The organism is Stenotrophomonas chelatiphaga (assembly GCF_032054965.1).
Taxonomy (GTDB): domain Bacteria; phylum Pseudomonadota; class Gammaproteobacteria; order Xanthomonadales; family Xanthomonadaceae; genus Stenotrophomonas; species Stenotrophomonas chelatiphaga.
On record NZ_DAMBRS010000001.1, the window covers coordinates 143789 to 161375 of the forward strand.

The following is a 17587-nucleotide window of genomic DNA, read 5'->3' on the forward strand; positions in this document are numbered from 1 at the left end:
GGCTCGGCGCTACCAGGGCGGGCCGTCGGGCGGCCCGGCCTCGGCTCAGCCCGCCAGCAGCTTCCTGGCCGCCGCGCGCGCTTCCTTGCTGACTTCCACGCCGCCCAGCATGCGCGCCAGTTCTTCTTCGCGGGCCTTGGTGTCCAGCTTTTCCACCGCGCTCTGGGTCATGCCATCCACCGGCGCCTTGCTGACCCGGTAGTGCGCATGGCCCTTGGACGCAACCTGCGGCAGATGGGTCACGCACAGCACCTGGCGCTTTTCGCCGAGTGCGCGCAGCTTCTGCCCGACGATGTCGGCCACCGCGCCACCGATGCCCGAATCGACCTCGTCGAACACCATGGTCGGCACCGCATCCAGGTCCAACGCCGCCACTTCGATGGCCAGCGAGATGCGCGACAGCTCGCCCCCGGAGGCGACCTTGCGCAGCGGGCGCGGTGGCTGGCCGGCATTGGCCGCCACCAGGAACTCCACCCGCTCGGCACCCTGCGGGTCCGGCTTGGCCAGGTCCTGCGGTTCCAGCTGGATCAGGAACTGGCCACCGCCCATGCCCAGTTCGGCGATCAGCCCGGTGGTGGTGGTGGACAGCTCGGTGGCCGCGCGCTGGCGCCCGGCACTGAGCACCGCGGCGTGTTCGCGCCAGGCGGCGGCGGCTTTTTCGATTTCCCCGGCCAGCTTCTGCAGGCGCACGTCGGCCCCGCGCAGCTGCTCGACTTCGGCCTGCATGCGGTCGCGCTGGGCGGCCAGGTCTTCCATCGGCACGCGGTGCTTGCGGGCCAGGTCATGCAGCCGGCCCAGCCGGCGCTCGTTGTCTTCGAACTGTTCCGGGTCCGCATCCAGGTCATCGTGCACCCGGTCCAGCAGGCTCAGCGCCTCCTGCAACTGGATGCTGGCGCTGTCGATCAGCGCATCCACCTCGCCCAGCCGGGCATCGTGTTCGACCATCCGCGACAGGTCGCCGCGCACCTGCGCCAGCAGGCCCAGCGCGGAGGCGTCGTCGTCGCCGTTGATGCGGGTGGTGGAGGTGTCGCAGGTGGTCAGCAGCGCGCTGGCGTGGGCCTGGCGGCGGTGGCTGGCGCCCAGCGCGATGATCGATTCAGGTTCCAGGTCCTCGCGTTCCAGCTCGCGCAGCTGGTGTTCCAGGAAACCGATGCGGTCGCTGACATCGCCCTGCTGGGATAGCGTGGCGGCTTCGTCGACCAGCGCCTGCCAGCCCGCAGCGGCCACGCGCACGGCGCGGCGTTGTTCGGCGTTGCTGGCGTAGGCGTCCAGCAGCGCCAGCTGCGAAGGCCGGGTCAGCAGGGCCTGCTGTTCGTGCTGGCCGTGGATTTCGACCAGCAGGCCGGCCAGCTCGGTGAGCTGGGAGATGGTCACCGGGCGGCCGTTGATCCAGGCCCGCGAGCCGCCATCGGCGCGGATCACCCGGCGCAGCTGGCACTGCTCGTCGTCGTCCAGTTCGTTGTCGGCCAGCCAGCGGCGGGCGCCGGCCAGCTGGTCCAGCGCGAATTCGGCCGACAGTTCGGCGCGCGGCGCACCATGGCGCACCACGCCGCTGTCGGCGCGCAGGCCGGACAGGAAGCCCAGGGCGTCCACCATCAGCGATTTGCCCGCGCCGGTTTCGCCCGATACCACGGTCATGCCGGGGCCGAACTCCAGTTCGGTGGCGCGGACAACGGCGAAATCCTTGATTGATAAGTGTCTGAGCATGGTCCAGTAGGTCTCTCGAGCCGCGCAACGCTAGCACGCACGTTGGCATGTACCAATGACTTGCCAAGCGTCCTTGTCGGCATTATCTAGGAGGGGAGTCTCACAGGCTGATCCGATGCCGCCGTCCTTTGACCAGTTGGCCCCACGTTCGCGCCATCTGCTGCGCACCCTGATTGCCCGCCATATCCAGGATGGCGAGCCGGTCGGGTCGGCAACGCTTGCGCGCACGGCCGGCCTGGATGTCAGCGCGGCCACCATCCGCAACATCCTCGGCGACCTGGAAGACCTGGGGCTGCTGAGTTCACCGCATACCTCGGCCGGGCGCATCCCGACCGCGCATGGCTATCGGGTGTTCGTGGACAGCCTGGTGCAGATGCATCCGCCCGGCGAGCAGGACCTGAGCCGCCTGCGCAGCGAGCTGGCCAGTGGTGCCGGCACCCAGGCGCTGCTGGGTAGTGCCTCCGAACTGCTGTCGGCGATGAGCCATTTCGTCGGCGTGGTCAGTGCGCCCACGCGGGAGCAGTTCGCCTTCCGCCAGATCGATTTCGTGGCGCTTGACGCGCATCGGGTGCTGGCCATCGTGGTGTTCGCCGACAGCGAGGTGCAGAACCGGGTGATCGAGGCGCGCCGGCCCTGGGAGCCGGGTGAGCTGGAGCAGGTGGCCAACTACCTGAATACCCACTTCGCCGGTCTGCCGGTCGTGCAGATCCGCCGCCGCCTGCTGCACGAGCTGCGCGACACCCGCAGCGAGATGGAACAGCTGCTGGCCCATAGCATCGAGCTGGCCGAGCAGGCCCTGCAGCCGCCGGCCAACGACATGCTGGTGGCTGGCCAGACCCGCCTGATGGGCGTGCAGGACCTGTCCGACCTGGAGCGCCTGCGCGAGCTGTTCGAGCTGTTTTCCAGCAAGCGCGAGATCCTGCAGTTGCTGGAGCGCACCATCCAGGCGCCCGGCGTGCGCATCTTCATCGGTGAAGAGACCGGGGTGGTGCCGCTGGAAGGCGTCTCGCTGGTCACCGCGCCGTATACCGCCGATGGCCAGGTGCTGGGCGTGCTGGGGGTGATCGGGCCCAAGCGGATGGCCTATGACCGGATGATCCCGCTGGTGCAGGCCACCGCCGAGGTGCTCGGGGCGGCCTTTTCGCCGGGATCGGGCAACTCGATGCCCCGCGGCGCTTGAAACGCAGTTTCCCGCCCACACTAGGTGGGATGGAGGCGGGGAGTCACCGCCAGGGAAACGCACATGAACCAAGATCATCACGATATCGAATCCAACCCGGCCGCCGACGAGGCCGCCATGGCCCACCACGACCAGCTGGAGCAGCTGCGCGGTGAGCTGGAGCAGGTCAAGGCCGATGCGCTGCGTGAGCGCGCCGACCTGGACAACCAGCGCAAGCGCGTGGCCCGGGACGTGGAACAGGCCCGCCGTTTCGCCAACGAAAAGCTGCTCGGCGAGCTGCTGCCGGTGTTCGACAGCCTGGACGCTGGCCTGAAGGCCGCAGGCGAGGACGCCAGCCCGCTGCGCGACGGCCTGGAAATGACCTACAAGCAGCTGCTGAAGGTCGCCGCGGACAACGGACTGGTCCTGCTGGACCCGACCGGCCAGCCCTTCAACCCGGAACACCACCAGGCGATCAGCCAGGTCGACGCCAACGGCGCCGCCCCGGGCAGCGTGGTGCAGGTGTTCCAGAAGGGCTACCTGCTCAACGACCGCCTGCTGCGTCCGGCGCTGGTGGTGGTCGCCCGCGACTGACCGCAGCGCGGTAACTCCGGTCGCGCCGCGCCCTGTTCGGCGAGCGCGCCGGCAGGGACAGGGCCCGCCGGGCATGGCTCGGCGCTGGCTGGACCCTGAATCGTGGAATACAGCGTCCCGGGATGGCTTGAATGTTCCACGAGCCTCCCCCACATCCCATTCATACACCGGCTACGGCCGGATTCACCGAATATTCTTCAGGAGTCCCCCATGGGCAAGATCATTGGTATCGACCTCGGCACCACCAACTCGTGCGTGGCGATCATGGACGGCGGCAAGGCCCGCGTCATCGAAAACTCGGAAGGCGATCGCACCACCCCGTCCATCGTGGCCTACACCAAGGACGGCGAAGTCCTGGTGGGTGCCTCGGCCAAGCGCCAGGCGGTCACCAATCCGAAGAACACCTTCTACGCGGTGAAGCGCCTGATCGGCCGCAAGTTCACCGACGCCGAAGTGCAGAAGGACATCGCCCACGTGCCGTACGGCATCCTGGCCCATGACAATGGCGATGCCTGGGTGTCCACCAGCGATGCGCGCAAGATGGCGCCGCAGGAAATCTCCGCCAAGGTGCTGGAGAAGATGAAGAAGACCGCCGAGGATTATCTCGGTGAGAAGGTCACCGAAGCGGTCATCACCGTGCCCGCGTACTTCAACGACAGCCAGCGCCAGGCCACCAAGGACGCAGGTCGCATCGCCGGCCTGGACGTCAAGCGCATCATCAACGAGCCGACCGCGGCCGCGCTGGCCTATGGCCTGGACAAGGGTGACAACAAGGACCGCAAGATCGTGGTCTACGATCTGGGCGGCGGTACCTTCGACGTGTCGGTGATCGAGATCGCCAACGTCGACGGTGAGAAGCAGTTCGAAGTGCTGGCCACCAACGGTGACACCTTCCTGGGCGGCGAAGATTTCGACAACCGTGTCATCGAGTACCTGGTCGAAGAGTTCAACAAGGACCAGGGCATCGACCTGCGCAAGGATCCGCTGGCCCTGCAGCGCCTGAAGGATGCTGCCGAGCGCGCCAAGATCGAACTGTCCAGCGCCCAGCAGACCGAAGTGAACCTGCCGTACGTCACCGCTGACGCGTCGGGTCCGAAGCACCTGAACATCAAGCTGACCCGCGCCAAGCTGGAGTCGCTGGTGGACGAGCTGATCAAGAAGTCGATCGAGCCGTGCCGCGTTGCGTTGAATGACGCCGGCCTGCGCTCGAGCGACATCAGCGAAGTCATCCTGGTCGGTGGCCAGACCCGCATGCCGAAGGTGCAGCAGGCGGTGACCGAGTTCTTCGGCAAGGAACCGCGCAAGGACGTCAACCCGGACGAAGCCGTGGCACTGGGTGCGGCGATCCAGGGCGGCGTGCTCGGCGGCGACGTCAAGGACGTGCTGCTGCTGGACGTGACCCCGCTGTCGCTGGGTATCGAAACCATGGGCGGTGTGTTCACCAAGATCATCGAAAAGAACACCACCATCCCGACCAAGGCCTCGCAGGTGTTCTCCACCGCCGAGGACAACCAGTCGGCGGTGACCGTGCACGTGCTGCAGGGTGAGCGCGAACAGGCCCGCTTCAACAAGTCGCTGGCCAAGTTCGACCTGTCCGGCATCGAGCCGGCGCCGCGTGGCCTGCCGCAGGTGGAAGTGTCCTTCGACATCGACGCCAACGGCATCCTGCACGTGTCGGCCAAGGACAAGAAGACCAACAAGGAACAGAAGGTCGAGATCAAGGCCGGTTCGGGCCTGTCCGAGGACGAGATCGCGCGGATGGTGGCTGACGCCGAAGCCAACCGCGAAGAAGACAAGAAGTTCCAGGAACTGGTGCAGGCCCGCAACCAGGCCGATGCGCTGATCCACGGCACCCGTTCGGCGATCACCGAGCACGGCAGCAAGGTCGGCGGCGATGTGATCGGCAAGGTCGAAGCGGCACTGGCCGACCTGGAAACGGCGATGAAGGGTGAGGACAAGGCGCAGATCGAATCGCGCTCGAAGGCCCTGGAAGAAGCCGGCCAGGCGCTGTTCGCCGCCGCTTCGGCCGGTGACCAGGGCGGTGCCCCGGGTGCCGATGCCGGCGCCGGTGCGAAGCACGACGACGTCGTCGATGCCGAGTTCACCGAAGTAAAGGACGACAAGAAGTCCTGATCCAGACCGACGCGGGACGCTGCCTGGCGCAGCGTCCCGTCGTCGCATCAGGGTCCTGGCCGCCGCGAGGCGAGTCGGGGCGCCCGACGCAGGAGCGGACCTTGTCCGCTTTTCTGCTTTGACGAATCCCGACGTACCGGAAAGCGATCCACTCCATGAGCAAGCGCGATTTTTACGAAGTCCTGGGCGTAGCCCGCACCGCCACCGACGAAGAGCTGAAGAAGGCTTACCGTCGCTGTGCGATGAAGCACCATCCCGACCGCAACCCGGGGGATGCGGCCGCCGAAGCGGCCTTCAAGGAGTGCAAGGAAGCTTACGAAACCCTGTCCGACGGCAACAAGCGCCGGATGTACGACGCCCACGGGCATGCTGCGTTCGAACACGGCATGGGCGGTGGCGGCGGTCCGGGTGGTCCGGACATGAATGATATTTTCGGCGACATCTTCGGCAATATCTTCGGAGGTGGCGCCGGTGGCCAGCGCCAGGCCCGTCGCGGTGCCGACATCGGTTACGTGATGGAGCTGGACCTGGAAGAAGCGGTGCGGGGCATCGAGCGCCGCATCGAAATCCCGACCCTGGCCGAGTGCGGCGACTGCGATGGCAGCGGGTCGGAAGACGGCAAGGTGGAAACCTGCACGGTCTGCCATGGCCGCGGCCAGGTACGCATCCAGCGCGGCATCTTCGCCATGCAGCAGGCGTGTCACCACTGCAACGGGCGCGGGCAGACCATCGCCCAGCCGTGCAAGACCTGCCACGGCAACGGCCGCGTGGAAGAAGACAAGGTGCTGTCGGTGAAGGTGCCTGCGGGCGTGGATACCGGCGACCGCATCCGTCTGGCAGGCGAAGGCGAAGCGGGTCCGGCAGGCACCCAGCCGGGCGATCTGTACGTGGAAGTGCGGGTGCGCGAGCACGCCATCTTCCAGCGCGATGGCGATGACCTGCACTGCGAAGTACCGATCCGCATTTCGCAGGCCTCGCTGGGTGACAGCATCCGCGTGGCGACGCTCGGTGGCGAGGCGGAAATCCGCATCCCGGCCGAAACCCAGACCGGCAAGCTGTTCCGCCTGCGTGGCAAGGGCGTGCGTTCGGTACGCAGCCGCAGCGAAGGCGACCTGTACTGCCGCGTGGTGGTGGAAACCCCGGTCAACCTGACGCCGGACCAGCGCAAGCTGATGGAACAGTTCGAAGCCACTTTCGTCGGCGAAGACGCCCGCAAGCACTCGCCGAAGTCGGCGACGTTCATTGATGGCGTCAAGGGTTTCTGGGACCGGATGACGTCCTGACGCCGGTAGTGACGGCCGCTGGCCGTCACGCTCCTGCGCGGCCGTCTGGTAGCGACGGCCGCTGGCCGTCATGCCCTTGATCGTCTGCCGGGTGACGACCGTTGATTGTCACAGGCGTAAAATGGGCAGATGAGCGAATCCCTCGAAAACCACCTGGTCCACGGCCGTCGCCAGCGCCCGGACGGTCCGTCGCCGGTCGATGTCATTTCGGTCCAGTCCCAGCTCGTCTACGGGCATGCCGGCAACAGCGCCGCCGCGCCCCCGCTACGGGCACTGGGCCTGCGCGTGGCCGAAGTGCCTACCACGCTGCTGAGCAACGCGCCCTTCTACGAAACCACCCGCGGGCGCGTGCTGCCGGCGGACTGGTTTGCCGACCTGCTGCGCGGCGCCAGCGAGCGCGGCCTGCCGCAGCGCGCGCGGATGCTGGTATCGGGCTACTTCGGCAGCGTCGACAACGGCGCCGCGTTCGCGGACTGGCTGGATCAAACGCTGCCGGCGTGTCCGCAACTGCGGTACTGCCTGGATCCGGTGATCGGCGATACGCACACCGGCCCTTACGTCGAACCCGGCCTGGAAAAAGTGTTCGCCGAGCGCCTGCTGCCGCACGCCTGGCTGGTCACGCCCAATGCATTCGAGCTGGGCCGCCTGACCGGGATGCCCGCGCTGGCACAGGACGACGCGATTGCTGCCGCCCGCGTGCTGCTGGCGCGTGGGCCGACCTGGGTGCTGGCGCACAGCGTTTCCGGGGACGGCGGCGAGCTGGTGACGCTGGCGGTGAGCGCGTCGGGCATCTGGCGCTGGACTTCGCCGCTGTTGCCGGTGGACGTAGCCGGTACCGGCGATGTGCTGATGGCCCTGATCGTGGCGTTCCTGCTGCGCGGGGAAGACATGCAGCAGGCGATCAGCCGCGCGGTGTCGGGTACCCACGCGGCCCTGGAAGCGACGTTGGCCAATGGCCACGAAGAATTCGACGTGCATGCCGCCGCACCCGCTGCGCTGGCGCAGCCGCACCGGTTTGCCGTGGAGCGGCTGGAATGAGCGTGTCGCCGCGGGTGATCGGTATCGTCGGCAGCGCCGGTGCGTTCGGGCGCTGGCTGACCCGCTTCTTCGAACAACGCATGCAGCTGCAGGTGATCGGTCATGATCCTGCCGACGCCACCTCGCACAGCCCCGAGCAGCTGCTGGAACAGGCCGACGTGCTGCTTTTTTCGGCACCGATCCGGCATACCCCCGCGCTGATCGCCGAGTACGTGCAGGCGTCGGCGGGTCGCGAGGCAGGTCGCTTGTGGCTGGACGTCACCTCGGTGAAAGAGGCCCCGGTGCAGGCGATGCTGGCCTCGCAGGCGGACGTCGCCGGCCTGCATCCAATGACCGCCCCGCCCAAGTCGCCGACGTTGAAGGGCAGGGTGATGGTGGTCTGCGAAGCCCGCGTGCAGCGCTGGCAGCCCTGGCTCAACGAATTGTGCGCCGCCCTGCAGGCCGAGTGCGTGCGTGCCACGCCGGCCCACCACGACAAGGTGATGACGCTGGTGCAGGCGATGGTGCATGCCGGCCATCTGGCGCAGGCCGGCGTATTGCGCGGCTATGCCGCCGAACTCGGCGATCTTTCCGCGCTGCTGCCGTATCGCTCGGCGGCCTTCGAACTGGATACGGCGATCATCTCGCGCATCCTGTCATTGAACCCGGCGATCTACGAGGACATCCAGTTCGGCAACCCGCACGTGGCGCCGATGCTGGAGCGCCTGATCGGCCAGCTGCAGCAGCTGCAGGCGCAGGTGCTGCAGGGCGACGACGCGGCGCGTGCGGGATTCCGCCAGCAGATGCTGCAGGCCAATCGTGATGCGTTCGGCGAGCAGGTGCTTGGCGATGGCAACTACACCTTCGAGCGTGTGGGTTACCTGCTGGCCGACCTGACTGAACGCCAGTCGTTGTCGGTGCACCTGCCCGAAGATCGTGCCGGTTCGCTGCGTGCGTTGCTGCACGTGTTCGAGCAGCACCAGATCAGCCTGGCCTCGATCCATTCCTCGCGCACGCCGGGGGGCGAAGTGCATTTCCGGATTGGTTTCGTGCCCGGCAGCAGCGACATGGCGATCGCCGCGGCGGCGGCCGAAGTGGATGACAGCGGAATCGGCCGGGTGCTGGAACGCTGACGGTTTCATCCACAGGCGGTGTGGATCGTTGTCGCACAAACATGTGGATAACCGGTCTCAGCCCTTGGCACCAGACGCTGTCAAGATGGGTGGCGAAAATTACGCCATCGCGTGTTGAGGGGGGGGCCGGGCCTGCGGCCCGGCGGCCCGCTTTTTCCACGCAACGTCAACGTCAAAAGCTGCAGGTATGTGGGTTGGCGGGGCGGGGTGGCTGTGCAGGACACGCCGCAAGTACGTCCATGTAGGCTCGCTCTTCGCATCCATGCGAAAAGACGGTCCTGCACAGCCACCCCGCCCCTCCCTTCGACAGATCACGGCGGCCTTTTGGTAGAGCCGACCCATGGTCGGCGGACTTTGTGAGGTGTTGGAAGAGTGGAAGATGAGATGGGGTCAGAGTCCTTTCGCTGCGCGAAAGGTGTCTGACCCCTGCCTTTGTTTTTTATTTTCATTACGCGGCGGGCGACCACGGAACCTGTCAGGGGGGCCGGGCGGTGGGGCTGGGCGGGGGCGTTGAGCGCCATGGATGGCGCGAAACGAGGCCCGCATGGACGCAGCTTTTGCCGTCCCCCGACCAGTCCCACCGCCCGGCCCCAAGCACGTAGCCAGCTGTACGCAGCCACCCGCGAGGGGGCAGCGCCCGTTCGCCCGGTTACTCAGATGCTCAGCCGCACATCACCACCGGGCGTCACGAACTCACGCCCGCTGCGCACCAGCACGCGCCCATCTTCCAGTTCGTAACGCGGTTCCGCCCGCGCGCCCTGCGTGGACGCGGCGTCAGGCGTGAACTCCAGGATGATGCGGCTGTCGCCATTGGAATCGACTGCGGGAAACTGACGGAACGACATCGTCTACCTCCTTCACTCCACGGGTCTGCGGCGGCCAGCGTGCGCCGCCGCTTGTTAGCCGCGCGTGGTCAATCGATGAACTGCAGGCGGGCCAGCTCCGCATACAGGCCGCCTTCGGCCAGCAGCTGTTCGTGGGTGCCCTGGGCAATGATCCGGCCATGGTCCATCACCACGATGCGGTCGGCCTTGAGGATGGTCGCCAGGCGATGCGCGATCACCAGCGTGGTGCGGCCTGCCATCAGCCGTTCGAGCGCCTGCTGCACGGCGCGTTCGCTCTGCGCGTCGAGTGCGCTGGTGGCTTCGTCCAGCAACAGGATCGGCGCGTCCTTCAGCAGGGCGCGGGCAATGGCGATGCGCTGCTGCTGGCCGCCGGACAGGCGTGCGCCGCGTTCGCCCAGTTCGCTGTCATAGCCGTCCGGCAGGCCACGCAGGAACTCATCGGCTTCGGCGGCGCGGGCAGCGGCTTCGACCTCGGCATCGCTGGCGTCCAGCCGTCCATAGCGGATGTTGTCGCGTGCGCTGGCGGCAAACAGCGTGGGCTGCTGGGGCACCAGCGCCAACTGGGCACGCAGCGCCGCCGGATCCATCGCGCGCAGGTCGATGCCGTCCACGCTCAACGCACCGGAACGCGGATCGTGGAAACGCAGCAGCAGCTGCAGCACGGTGCTCTTGCCGGCCCCGGAAGGGCCCACCAGCGCGACCGTTTCGCCATGCCGCACGTGCAGGCTGAAATGCTCCAGCGCGGCCGTGTCCGGGCGCTGCGGATAATGGAACACCACGTCGTCGAAACGGATCTCGCCGCGCAGCGGAACCGGCAGCACCGCCGGCGAGGCCGGTGCGCGGATCTCGATGTCTTCCTGCAGCAGTTCGCTGATGCGCCCCATGCCGCCGGACGCACGCTGCAGTTCGTTCCACACTTCGGCCAGCGCACCCACCGACCCGCCACCGATCAGCGCATACAGCACGAACTGGCCGAGCGTACCGGCAGACAGGCGGCCGGCGATCACGTCGTGCGCGCCCAGCCAGAGCACGCCCACGATCGCGCCGAAGACCAGCAGGATGGCGCTGGCGGTGACCAGCGACTGTGCGCGGATGCGCCGCCGGGCGGCACGGATCGAATCTTTCAGCGCATGGTCGAAGCGGCCGCGTTCGTAGGGCTCGCGCGCGTGCGACTGCACGGTGCGCACCGCGCCCAGGGTTTCGGCGGCCAGGCTGTTGGCATCGGCGATACGGTCCTGGCTGTCGCGGGAAATCCCGCGCAGGCGGCGCGCGCCCAGCACGATCGGCAGCACCGCCAGGGGAATGCCGAGCAGTGCCCAGGCGGCCAGCCGCGGGCTGGTCACGAACAGCATCACCAGGCTGCCGACCACGGTGACGCTGCTGCGCAGGGCCACCGACATGGTCGAGCCGATCACGCTGCGCAGCAGTTCGCTGTCGGCCGTCAGGCGCGAGACCAGCTCGCCACTGCGGTTGCGGTCATGGAAGCCGGCGCCGAGCGTGATCAGGTGCCCGTACAGCTGTGCGCGCAGGTCGGCGACGACCTTTTCGCCGAGCAGCGAAACGAAGAAGAAGCGCGCGGCGGTTGCCAGCGCCATCACCACCGCCACGACCATCAGCAGGGCGAACGCACGGTTGATCTGGCCGCCTCCGGTGAAGCCGTGGTCGATCATCTGCTTGACCGCCGGCGGCAGGCTGAGCGTGGCCGCCGATGACACCGCCAGCGCCACCAGCCAGGCACTGAACAACCCCACGTGGCGGCGCACGAACGGCCACAGCGTGCCCAGGCTGCCAAGGCGCTTGAGGGCGGGGCGGGACGCGTCGGTGTCAGTCATCAGTGCGGGACTCGGAAGGAGAGTGCAGGCGTACCCGGTTACGGGTGGCGTCGCGCAGGCGCGTTTTCAATGCATCGCACTGGTCGGCAGGCAGTTCGACGCGCATGATCGCGCCGTCGGCGGTGAAGGTTTCTTCCTGCTTTACCGCCAGGTGCGCGGCCAGTGCGGCGTGCAGGGCGCCGAGGTCTTCGAACGGGGCGAGGATCTGCAGCTGTGCCAGCGCCACCAACGGCTCACGCGGCGCGGTCCGCAGGCATTCGGCGGCGGTACCGCCGTAGGCGCGCACCAGCCCGCCCGCGCCCAGCTTGATGCCGCCGTACCAGCGGGTGACCACCACCATGACCCGGTCGAAGCCCTGGCCGTCGATGGCGGCCAGGATCGGCCGGCCAGCCGTGCCCGACGGCTCGCCGTCATCGCTGGAACGGTATTCGTTGCCATGCCGATAGGCCCAGCAGTTGTGGGTGGCGTCGGCAACGGCGACCTGCTGCAGGAACTCCAGCGCGTGGCTGGCATCGCGGATCGGCGCGGCATGCGCCAGGAATCGGCTGTGCTTGATGTCCAGGCAGTGGTCGACAGCAGCGGCGAGGGTATCGGGCATCCCCGCAATCTTACCGTGCGCACGCCAGCCAGATACCGGACAGGGCGCGGTGTCAGTCGGCGAGCAGCGGTTGCAGGTCACGCGGGAGGCGGGTTTCCGGGTACTGCGCCAGGTAGCGCTCCAGGCTGGCCCGTGCCAGGTCCACATCACCGGCGTCACGCCGATGGCGGATTTTCTGCAGCCACTGCCGCCGCGTCAGCAGCGCATCGGCATCGACTTCCTGCTGCACCGCCGCTGCACTCAGCGCGGGCATTGCCGTCGCGCTGTACGCGTCGGCCTTGTCCTGCGCCGAAGCTGCCGGGGCGGTACGGGCGAAGGTGCTGGGCGCTCGCTCGGCAGGGGCCGGTGCCGACATCGCCGCAGGCGCGGCCGGTGGTGGGGCGGGGGCCGGGGAGGCCTGTGGCAGCACGCGCGACGCGTCGGCTGCGCGGGCACGGAACGCCTGCGGCGCCGGTGCATCCGCGGTTCCGGTCGTGGCCGCTGCAGCGGGCGGTGGCGGTGCTGGCGCTGGGGGCTGCGTGCGTGCGGCAGGCGCCGGCGCAGGGACGACCATGGGCGTCGGGGCCGCATCGGGGACCGGCGTGCGGCGAGCCGGCGCGGCGGATCGGGTGGCATCGTCTTCGGCCGGCACCGGTGCCGCTGCCGCAGCGGGCTCGGGCGCGTTTACCGGCTCCGCCGGCGCGGGGCTGGCCATTTCCTGCAACGTAGGCGCCTGCGGCGGTGCCGGCTGCATCTGCCAGGCCAGCCCCACCGCGAAGATCACCGAGGCGGCGATGCCGGCCACGGCCGGCCAGCGCGGGCGACGCGCACGCTGGCGCCGCTCCTGCACCGGCGCACTGGCGGCTGCCGGCGCATCCACACGCTCTGCGGCCGGTGCGGCCTGCACGGCGGCCCGTGCCGCGGCCAGCACGGCGGCATCCACGGCGGCCGACGGCGCCTTGTCCAACCGGCCGCCGAGCAGCCGGGCCAGTTCGCGTTCTTCGGGGGTCAGGGGATCGCGGCCGTTCATGGGGTCAATCCTGCACGCAGTTTGTCCATCGCATAGCGCAGGCGCGATTTCACCGTTTCCCGGCCCACGCCGGTGACCTGGGCAATCTCTTCCAGGCTGAGTTCCTGCTCCAGCCGCAGCAGCAGTACTTCGCGCTGGTCCGGTGGCAGCGCATCCATGGCCTGCTGCACGCGGCGCCGCTGCTCGAAGCCGCTCAGTTCGCTTTCCGGGGTGTGACCATCGACCACCGCCTCCACGCGCGCTTCGGCGTCGGCCGGTGCGGGGGGACGGTGGCGCGCAGCGCGCCAATGATCGTTCAGCCGGTTATGCGCGATGCGGAACAGCCAGGTGCTGAAGGCCGCCTCCGGCTGCCAGCCGGCGCGCGCGGCGATGACCCGCTGCCACACGTCCTGGAACATTTCCTCGGCCAGACCGGGGTCGCGCAGCTGGCGCACCAGGAAGCCGTGCAGGCGCCGGCGGTGGCGCTCGTACAGGGCCTGGAAGGCGGGCAGGTCGCCGCCGGCCCAGGCCAGCATCAAGGCTTCATCGGTTGGCAGTGCGGCGGTATCCACGGGGGACAGGGTAAGGCCTGCCTGCGATGGCGCATAGCCGGTGACGGGCGGGCGGAGGGATGCGGCCGAGGGAGCGGAAATGGGCATGTCCCGAGCGTCAACGCATGCAGGGGCGGAACGGGGTTGCGGGACGACAAATTCAAGTCGCGGAAAGCGCTATGCTCCGCGCACAGGGGAGGTGCCGGGAGTTCCCGCACCATGGGGTCGTCATGTTGTCCAGCCAGATCGTTGCACCCACGATGGAAACACCGGGCAAGGCGGTGGTGACCACCGGATTGCTGGAGGCCCTGTGTGGCCTGCTGCCAGACCGTGCCTGTCTGTGGGTGGACTGGGACGATCCGCTGCTGGGGCAGGGGAGCCAGTGCCATCCGCCGCAGGCGATGCCGTCATTGCGCGCAGCCGGGGCGCACCCGGCGCAGCACGCGCAATGGCAGCACGACGGTGCGCGCATCGGCCTGCGTGTCGAAGGCGCAGCGGTGAGCGCGGGCTGGTGGCTGGTCGCGCGCGAGGCCCTGCAGCTGGGGCTGCAGCAGGCGCGCCAGGCCGGCCAGATCCACGCCCTGGAAGACGCCAAGCGGCTGCAGCAGGCGCTGTACGAGATCGCCGATCTGTCCGGTGCCGAACTGGAAATGGCCGAGATGCTGCGGCATGTGCATCGCGTGCTGAACACCCTGATGTACGCCCACAACTGCTTCATCGTCGAATATGACGACACGCGGCAGACCATCCGTTTCCTGTACTTCGCCGACCAGATCGATGATTTCATCGCCGATCCGTCGCGCGCCTATGCCGAAAGCGAGCTGCCCGGCAGCCTGACCTTCGCCCTGCTGCAGCATGGGCAACCGCTCAGTGGTCCGTCGCGCCAACTGCTGGCCACCGTGGGCCAGGACGGGCAGCACTGGCGTGGGCCGGAAAGCCTGGACTGGCTGGGCGTACCGATGCTGCGCGAAGGCCGGGTGTGCGGGGCGATCGTGGTGCAGAGCTACGACCAGCATGACCGCTACGGCGAAGCGGACCGCGCGCTGCTTGGCTTCGTCGCCCAGCACGTGCGCACCGCGATGGACCGGCGCCAAGCGCAGGTGCAGCTGGAGCGGCAGGTGGAGCGACGCACGCTGGAACTGCAGCGTGCCAACCGCAGCCTGCAGGATGAAGTCTTCGAACGCCGCCGTGCCGAAAAGCTGCAGGCCGCGCTGTATGGCATCGCCGAACTGGCGATGCAGGCCGAAAGCCTGTCGCAGTTCCACGCGCAGGTACACGGCATCGTCGGCACGTTGCTGGACGCGCGCAACTTCTACATCGCCCTGGTCAACGAGGCGGGGGACGGGCTGGAGTTCGTCTATTCGGTCGATGAATACACCGTCGCGCGCGCGCCGCGTCCCTTCAGCCAGGGGCTCACCGAACACGTGGTGCGCGAGCGGCGACCGCTGCTTGCCGCCCGCGCCGACATCGACGCCATGATCGACGCCGGCCAGGTGCGCGAGTCCGGCGTGCGTTCGCAGTGCTGGCTCGGCGTGCCGCTGCTGCGCGATGACGAAGTGGTGGGCGTGATCGTGGTGCAGAGCTACAGCCCGGACGTGGCGTTCACCGCGCACGACCAGCGCCTGTTGACCTTCGTGGCACAGAACATCGGCGTAGGACTGGCGCGGCAGCGCGACCAGGAACGGTTGCGACGGGCGCATGCCGGACTGGAACAACGCGTGGAAGAGCGCACCCGCGAACTGGGCGAAGTGAACGAGAAGCTGCTGGGGCAGATCGCCGAACGGCTGCGCGCCGAACAGCGGCTGACCCACCAGGCGATGCACGATGGGCTCACCGGCCTGCCCAACCGCATCCACCTGCTGGACCGGCTGGAGGACGCGCTGCTGCGCGCCCGCAAAGGCGAAGGCGGTGAGTTCGCGGTGCTGTTCCTGGACCTGGATCGCTTCAAGCTGGTCAACGACAGCATCGGCCATGCGGCCGGTGACCAGATGCTGGTCGAGGTGGCCAAACGCATCGTGTCGATGCTCGGCCCGGGCAACGTGGTGGCGCGGTTGGGCGGGGATGAGTTCGCGATCCTGCTGCAATGCCCGCATGGCCTGGCGCAGGCACTGGAGTTTTCCCAGCGCATGCTGCTGGCGCTGCAGGAATCGATGTGGGTGGCCGGGCGCGAGCTGTTCCCATCGGGCAGCCTGGGCATCGCGCTGTGGAATGCGCGCTACCAGCGTGGCGAAGAACTGCTGCGCGACGCCGATGCGGCGATGTACCGCGCCAAGGCGCAGGGCCATGACCGCTGCGCGATCTTCGACGAGGACATGCGCGAACAGGCGATGCGCAGCCTGGACCTGGAATCGGACCTGCGCCGGGCGATCATCAACCAGGATTTCCTGCCGTACTACCAGCCCATCGTGCGGCTCAGCGACGGCGTGGTGGTCGGCCACGAGGCCCTGCTGCGCTGGCAGCACGAGACGCGCGGCATGCTGCTGCCGGGCGCGTTCCTGGACCTGGGCGAAGGCAGCGGGCTGATCGAACAGGTCGACTGGCTGATCTACGAACAGGTGATCGCCGGGCTGGCCCGCGGCGGCACCGGCTATGTGTCGGTCAACGTGTCACCGCGGCACTTCCGCTCGGCGGAATTCAGCAACCGGCTGTTCGGCTTGATCGAAGCCTTCGACGCCGACCCGCACCGCCTGCGCCTGGAAATCACCGAAGTGGCGCTGCTGGACGAAGGCCCGCGCACCCTGCGCGTGCTGCAGGCACTGCGCGAGCGCGGCATCCTGGTGCAGCTGGATGACTTCGGCACCGGTTTCTCGGCGCTGTCCTACCTGCATCGATTCCCGATTTCCACGCTGAAGATCGACCAGAGCTTCATCGCCGGACTCAACGGCCCGGACGCGCAGAGCACCCTGGCGCTGGTGGAAGGCGTGGTGTCACTGGCGCGGACCTTGGGTATCACCACCATCGCCGAAGGCATCGAGACCGAAAGCCAGCGCCAGATCCTGCTGGGCCTGGGCTGTGACTTCGGCCAGGGCTACCTGCTCGGCCGTCCGGCCCCGCGTTAGACCAGGGCGTTGCGGCGCTTTTCGTCGATCCACTTGGAGGCCTGGGCGGGCTCGTAGCTGCGCATCCAGTCCAGCATCGCGTCGATGTCCGAGCCGTACCAGAGGTCGGCGCGCTGCGCCGGGTGCAGGAAGCGCTCTTCGACCATGCGGTCGATCATCCCGATCAGCGGGGCGTAGAAACCGTCCACGTCCAGGAAGGCGCACGGCTTGTTGCCGATGCCGAGCTGGCGCCAGGTCAGCATCTCGAAGATTTCTTCCATGGTGCCGAAGCCGCCGGGCAGCGCGACGAAGGCATCGGAGAGCTCGAACATGCGCGACTTGCGCTCGTGCATGGAGCCGACCACTTCCAGCGTGGTCAGGCCGCGGTGTGCGACTTCCCAGTCCGCCAGCTGCTGCGGGATCACGCCGGTGACTTCGCCGCCGGCTTCCAGCGCGGCATTGGCCACCGTGCCCATCAGGCCGACGTTGCCGCCGCCGTAGACCAGGCGCAGGCCGTCGCGGGCGATGCGGTCACCCAGCGCGATCGCGCGCTCGGTATAGATCGGCTTGCTGCCCGCGTTGGAGCCGCAGTAAACACAGAGGGACTTCATTGGGTATTCCTTGAAACGAAAGCGCCCCGCCAGGGGCGGGGTGCGGGATCAGTGTGCGGCGTATTTTACCCGCTGGCAGCGGACGCTGCCCGGTGCCA

Annotated in this window: 14 protein-coding genes; 7 read left to right on the top strand and 7 right to left on the bottom strand. The window is 68.2% G+C overall.

The genetic code is table 11. The features are described from left to right. Positions 1-45: 45 nt before the first annotated feature. Positions 46-1707: a DNA repair protein RecN gene (gene recN, locus RTX79_RS00860; RefSeq protein WP_312681090.1), complete on the bottom strand. Its 1662-nt coding sequence runs from the start codon at positions 1705-1707 to the stop codon at positions 46-48. Between the two features lie 115 nt (positions 1708-1822). Between recN and hrcA the strand changes: the two genes are divergently transcribed. The 6 genes from hrcA to RTX79_RS00890 all read left to right on the top strand — a co-directional run bounded on the left by hrcA (position 1823) and on the right by RTX79_RS00890 (position 9026). Continuing rightward, a complete protein-coding gene (gene hrcA, locus RTX79_RS00865) occupies positions 1823-2887 on the top strand; it encodes a heat-inducible transcriptional repressor HrcA (protein WP_312681092.1) in 1065 nt (354 codons plus the stop codon). 63 nt (positions 2888-2950) lie between these two features. Continuing rightward, a complete protein-coding gene (gene grpE, locus RTX79_RS00870; protein ID WP_057687200.1) occupies positions 2951-3460 on the top strand; it encodes a nucleotide exchange factor GrpE in 510 nt (169 codons plus the stop codon). A 210-nt stretch (positions 3461-3670) separates the two neighbouring features. Then, positions 3671-5593 carry a molecular chaperone DnaK gene (gene dnaK / locus RTX79_RS00875; RefSeq protein ID WP_123699330.1) on the top strand — a complete coding sequence of 641 codons (1923 nt, stop codon included), beginning with the start codon at positions 3671-3673 and terminating at the stop codon, positions 5591-5593. Between the two features lie 155 nt (positions 5594-5748). Further along, on the top strand, positions 5749-6876 hold the full coding sequence (gene dnaJ / locus RTX79_RS00880; RefSeq protein WP_057687198.1) for a molecular chaperone DnaJ: 1128 nt from the start codon (positions 5749-5751) through the stop codon (positions 6874-6876). A 129-nt stretch (positions 6877-7005) separates the two neighbouring features. Further along, positions 7006-7914 carry a pyridoxal kinase gene (pdxY, locus tag RTX79_RS00885; protein ID WP_312681096.1) on the top strand — a complete coding sequence of 303 codons (909 nt, stop codon included), beginning with the start codon at positions 7006-7008 and terminating at the stop codon, positions 7912-7914. Further along, entirely contained in the window at positions 7911-9026 is a 1116-nt protein-coding gene (locus RTX79_RS00890; protein ID WP_312681097.1) for a prephenate dehydrogenase, read from the top strand. Before pdxY ends, RTX79_RS00890 begins: the two co-directional genes overlap by 4 nt. A 653-nt stretch (positions 9027-9679) precedes the next feature. On the opposite strand, the gene RTX79_RS00895 is transcribed toward RTX79_RS00890, so the two are convergent. The 5 genes from RTX79_RS00895 to RTX79_RS00915 all read right to left on the bottom strand — a co-directional run bounded on the left by RTX79_RS00895 (position 9680) and on the right by RTX79_RS00915 (position 13948). After that, positions 9680-9871: a hypothetical protein gene (locus RTX79_RS00895; RefSeq protein ID WP_309686330.1), complete on the bottom strand. Its 192-nt coding sequence runs from the start codon at positions 9869-9871 to the stop codon at positions 9680-9682. A 68-nt stretch (positions 9872-9939) separates the two neighbouring features. Further along, on the bottom strand, positions 9940-11703 hold the full coding sequence (locus RTX79_RS00900) for an ABC transporter transmembrane domain-containing protein (protein WP_312681099.1): 1764 nt from the start codon (positions 11701-11703) through the stop codon (positions 9940-9942). After that, positions 11696-12301 (bottom strand): IMPACT family protein, encoded by a 606-nt coding sequence (locus tag RTX79_RS00905; RefSeq protein WP_312681101.1) that lies wholly within the window; start codon positions 12299-12301, stop codon positions 11696-11698. The genes RTX79_RS00900 and RTX79_RS00905 overlap by 8 nt, the downstream gene beginning before the upstream one ends. A gap of 52 nt (positions 12302-12353) precedes the next feature. Continuing rightward, positions 12354-13310: a hypothetical protein gene (locus RTX79_RS00910; protein WP_312681102.1), complete on the bottom strand. Its 957-nt coding sequence runs from the start codon at positions 13308-13310 to the stop codon at positions 12354-12356. Beyond that, positions 13307-13948 carry an RNA polymerase sigma factor gene (locus tag RTX79_RS00915; protein WP_083492057.1) on the bottom strand — a complete coding sequence of 214 codons (642 nt, stop codon included), beginning with the start codon at positions 13946-13948 and terminating at the stop codon, positions 13307-13309. Before RTX79_RS00915 ends, RTX79_RS00910 begins: the two co-directional genes overlap by 4 nt. Before the next feature lie 122 nt (positions 13949-14070). Here RTX79_RS00915 and RTX79_RS00920 point away from each other — a divergent pair, with 122 nt between their 5' ends. Continuing rightward, positions 14071-16899, top strand: coding sequence for a bifunctional diguanylate cyclase/phosphodiesterase (locus RTX79_RS00920; RefSeq protein ID WP_312681104.1), 2829 nt, complete (start codon positions 14071-14073; stop codon positions 16897-16899). Here the strand turns inward: RTX79_RS00920 and RTX79_RS00925 are convergent. Beyond that, positions 16896-17489, bottom strand: a complete 594-nt coding sequence (locus tag RTX79_RS00925; protein ID WP_057687281.1) for a TIGR00730 family Rossman fold protein — start codon at positions 17487-17489, stop codon at positions 16896-16898. The two genes, RTX79_RS00920 and RTX79_RS00925, sit on opposite strands and share 4 nt — an antisense overlap. Between the last annotated feature and the right edge of the window lie 98 nt (positions 17490-17587).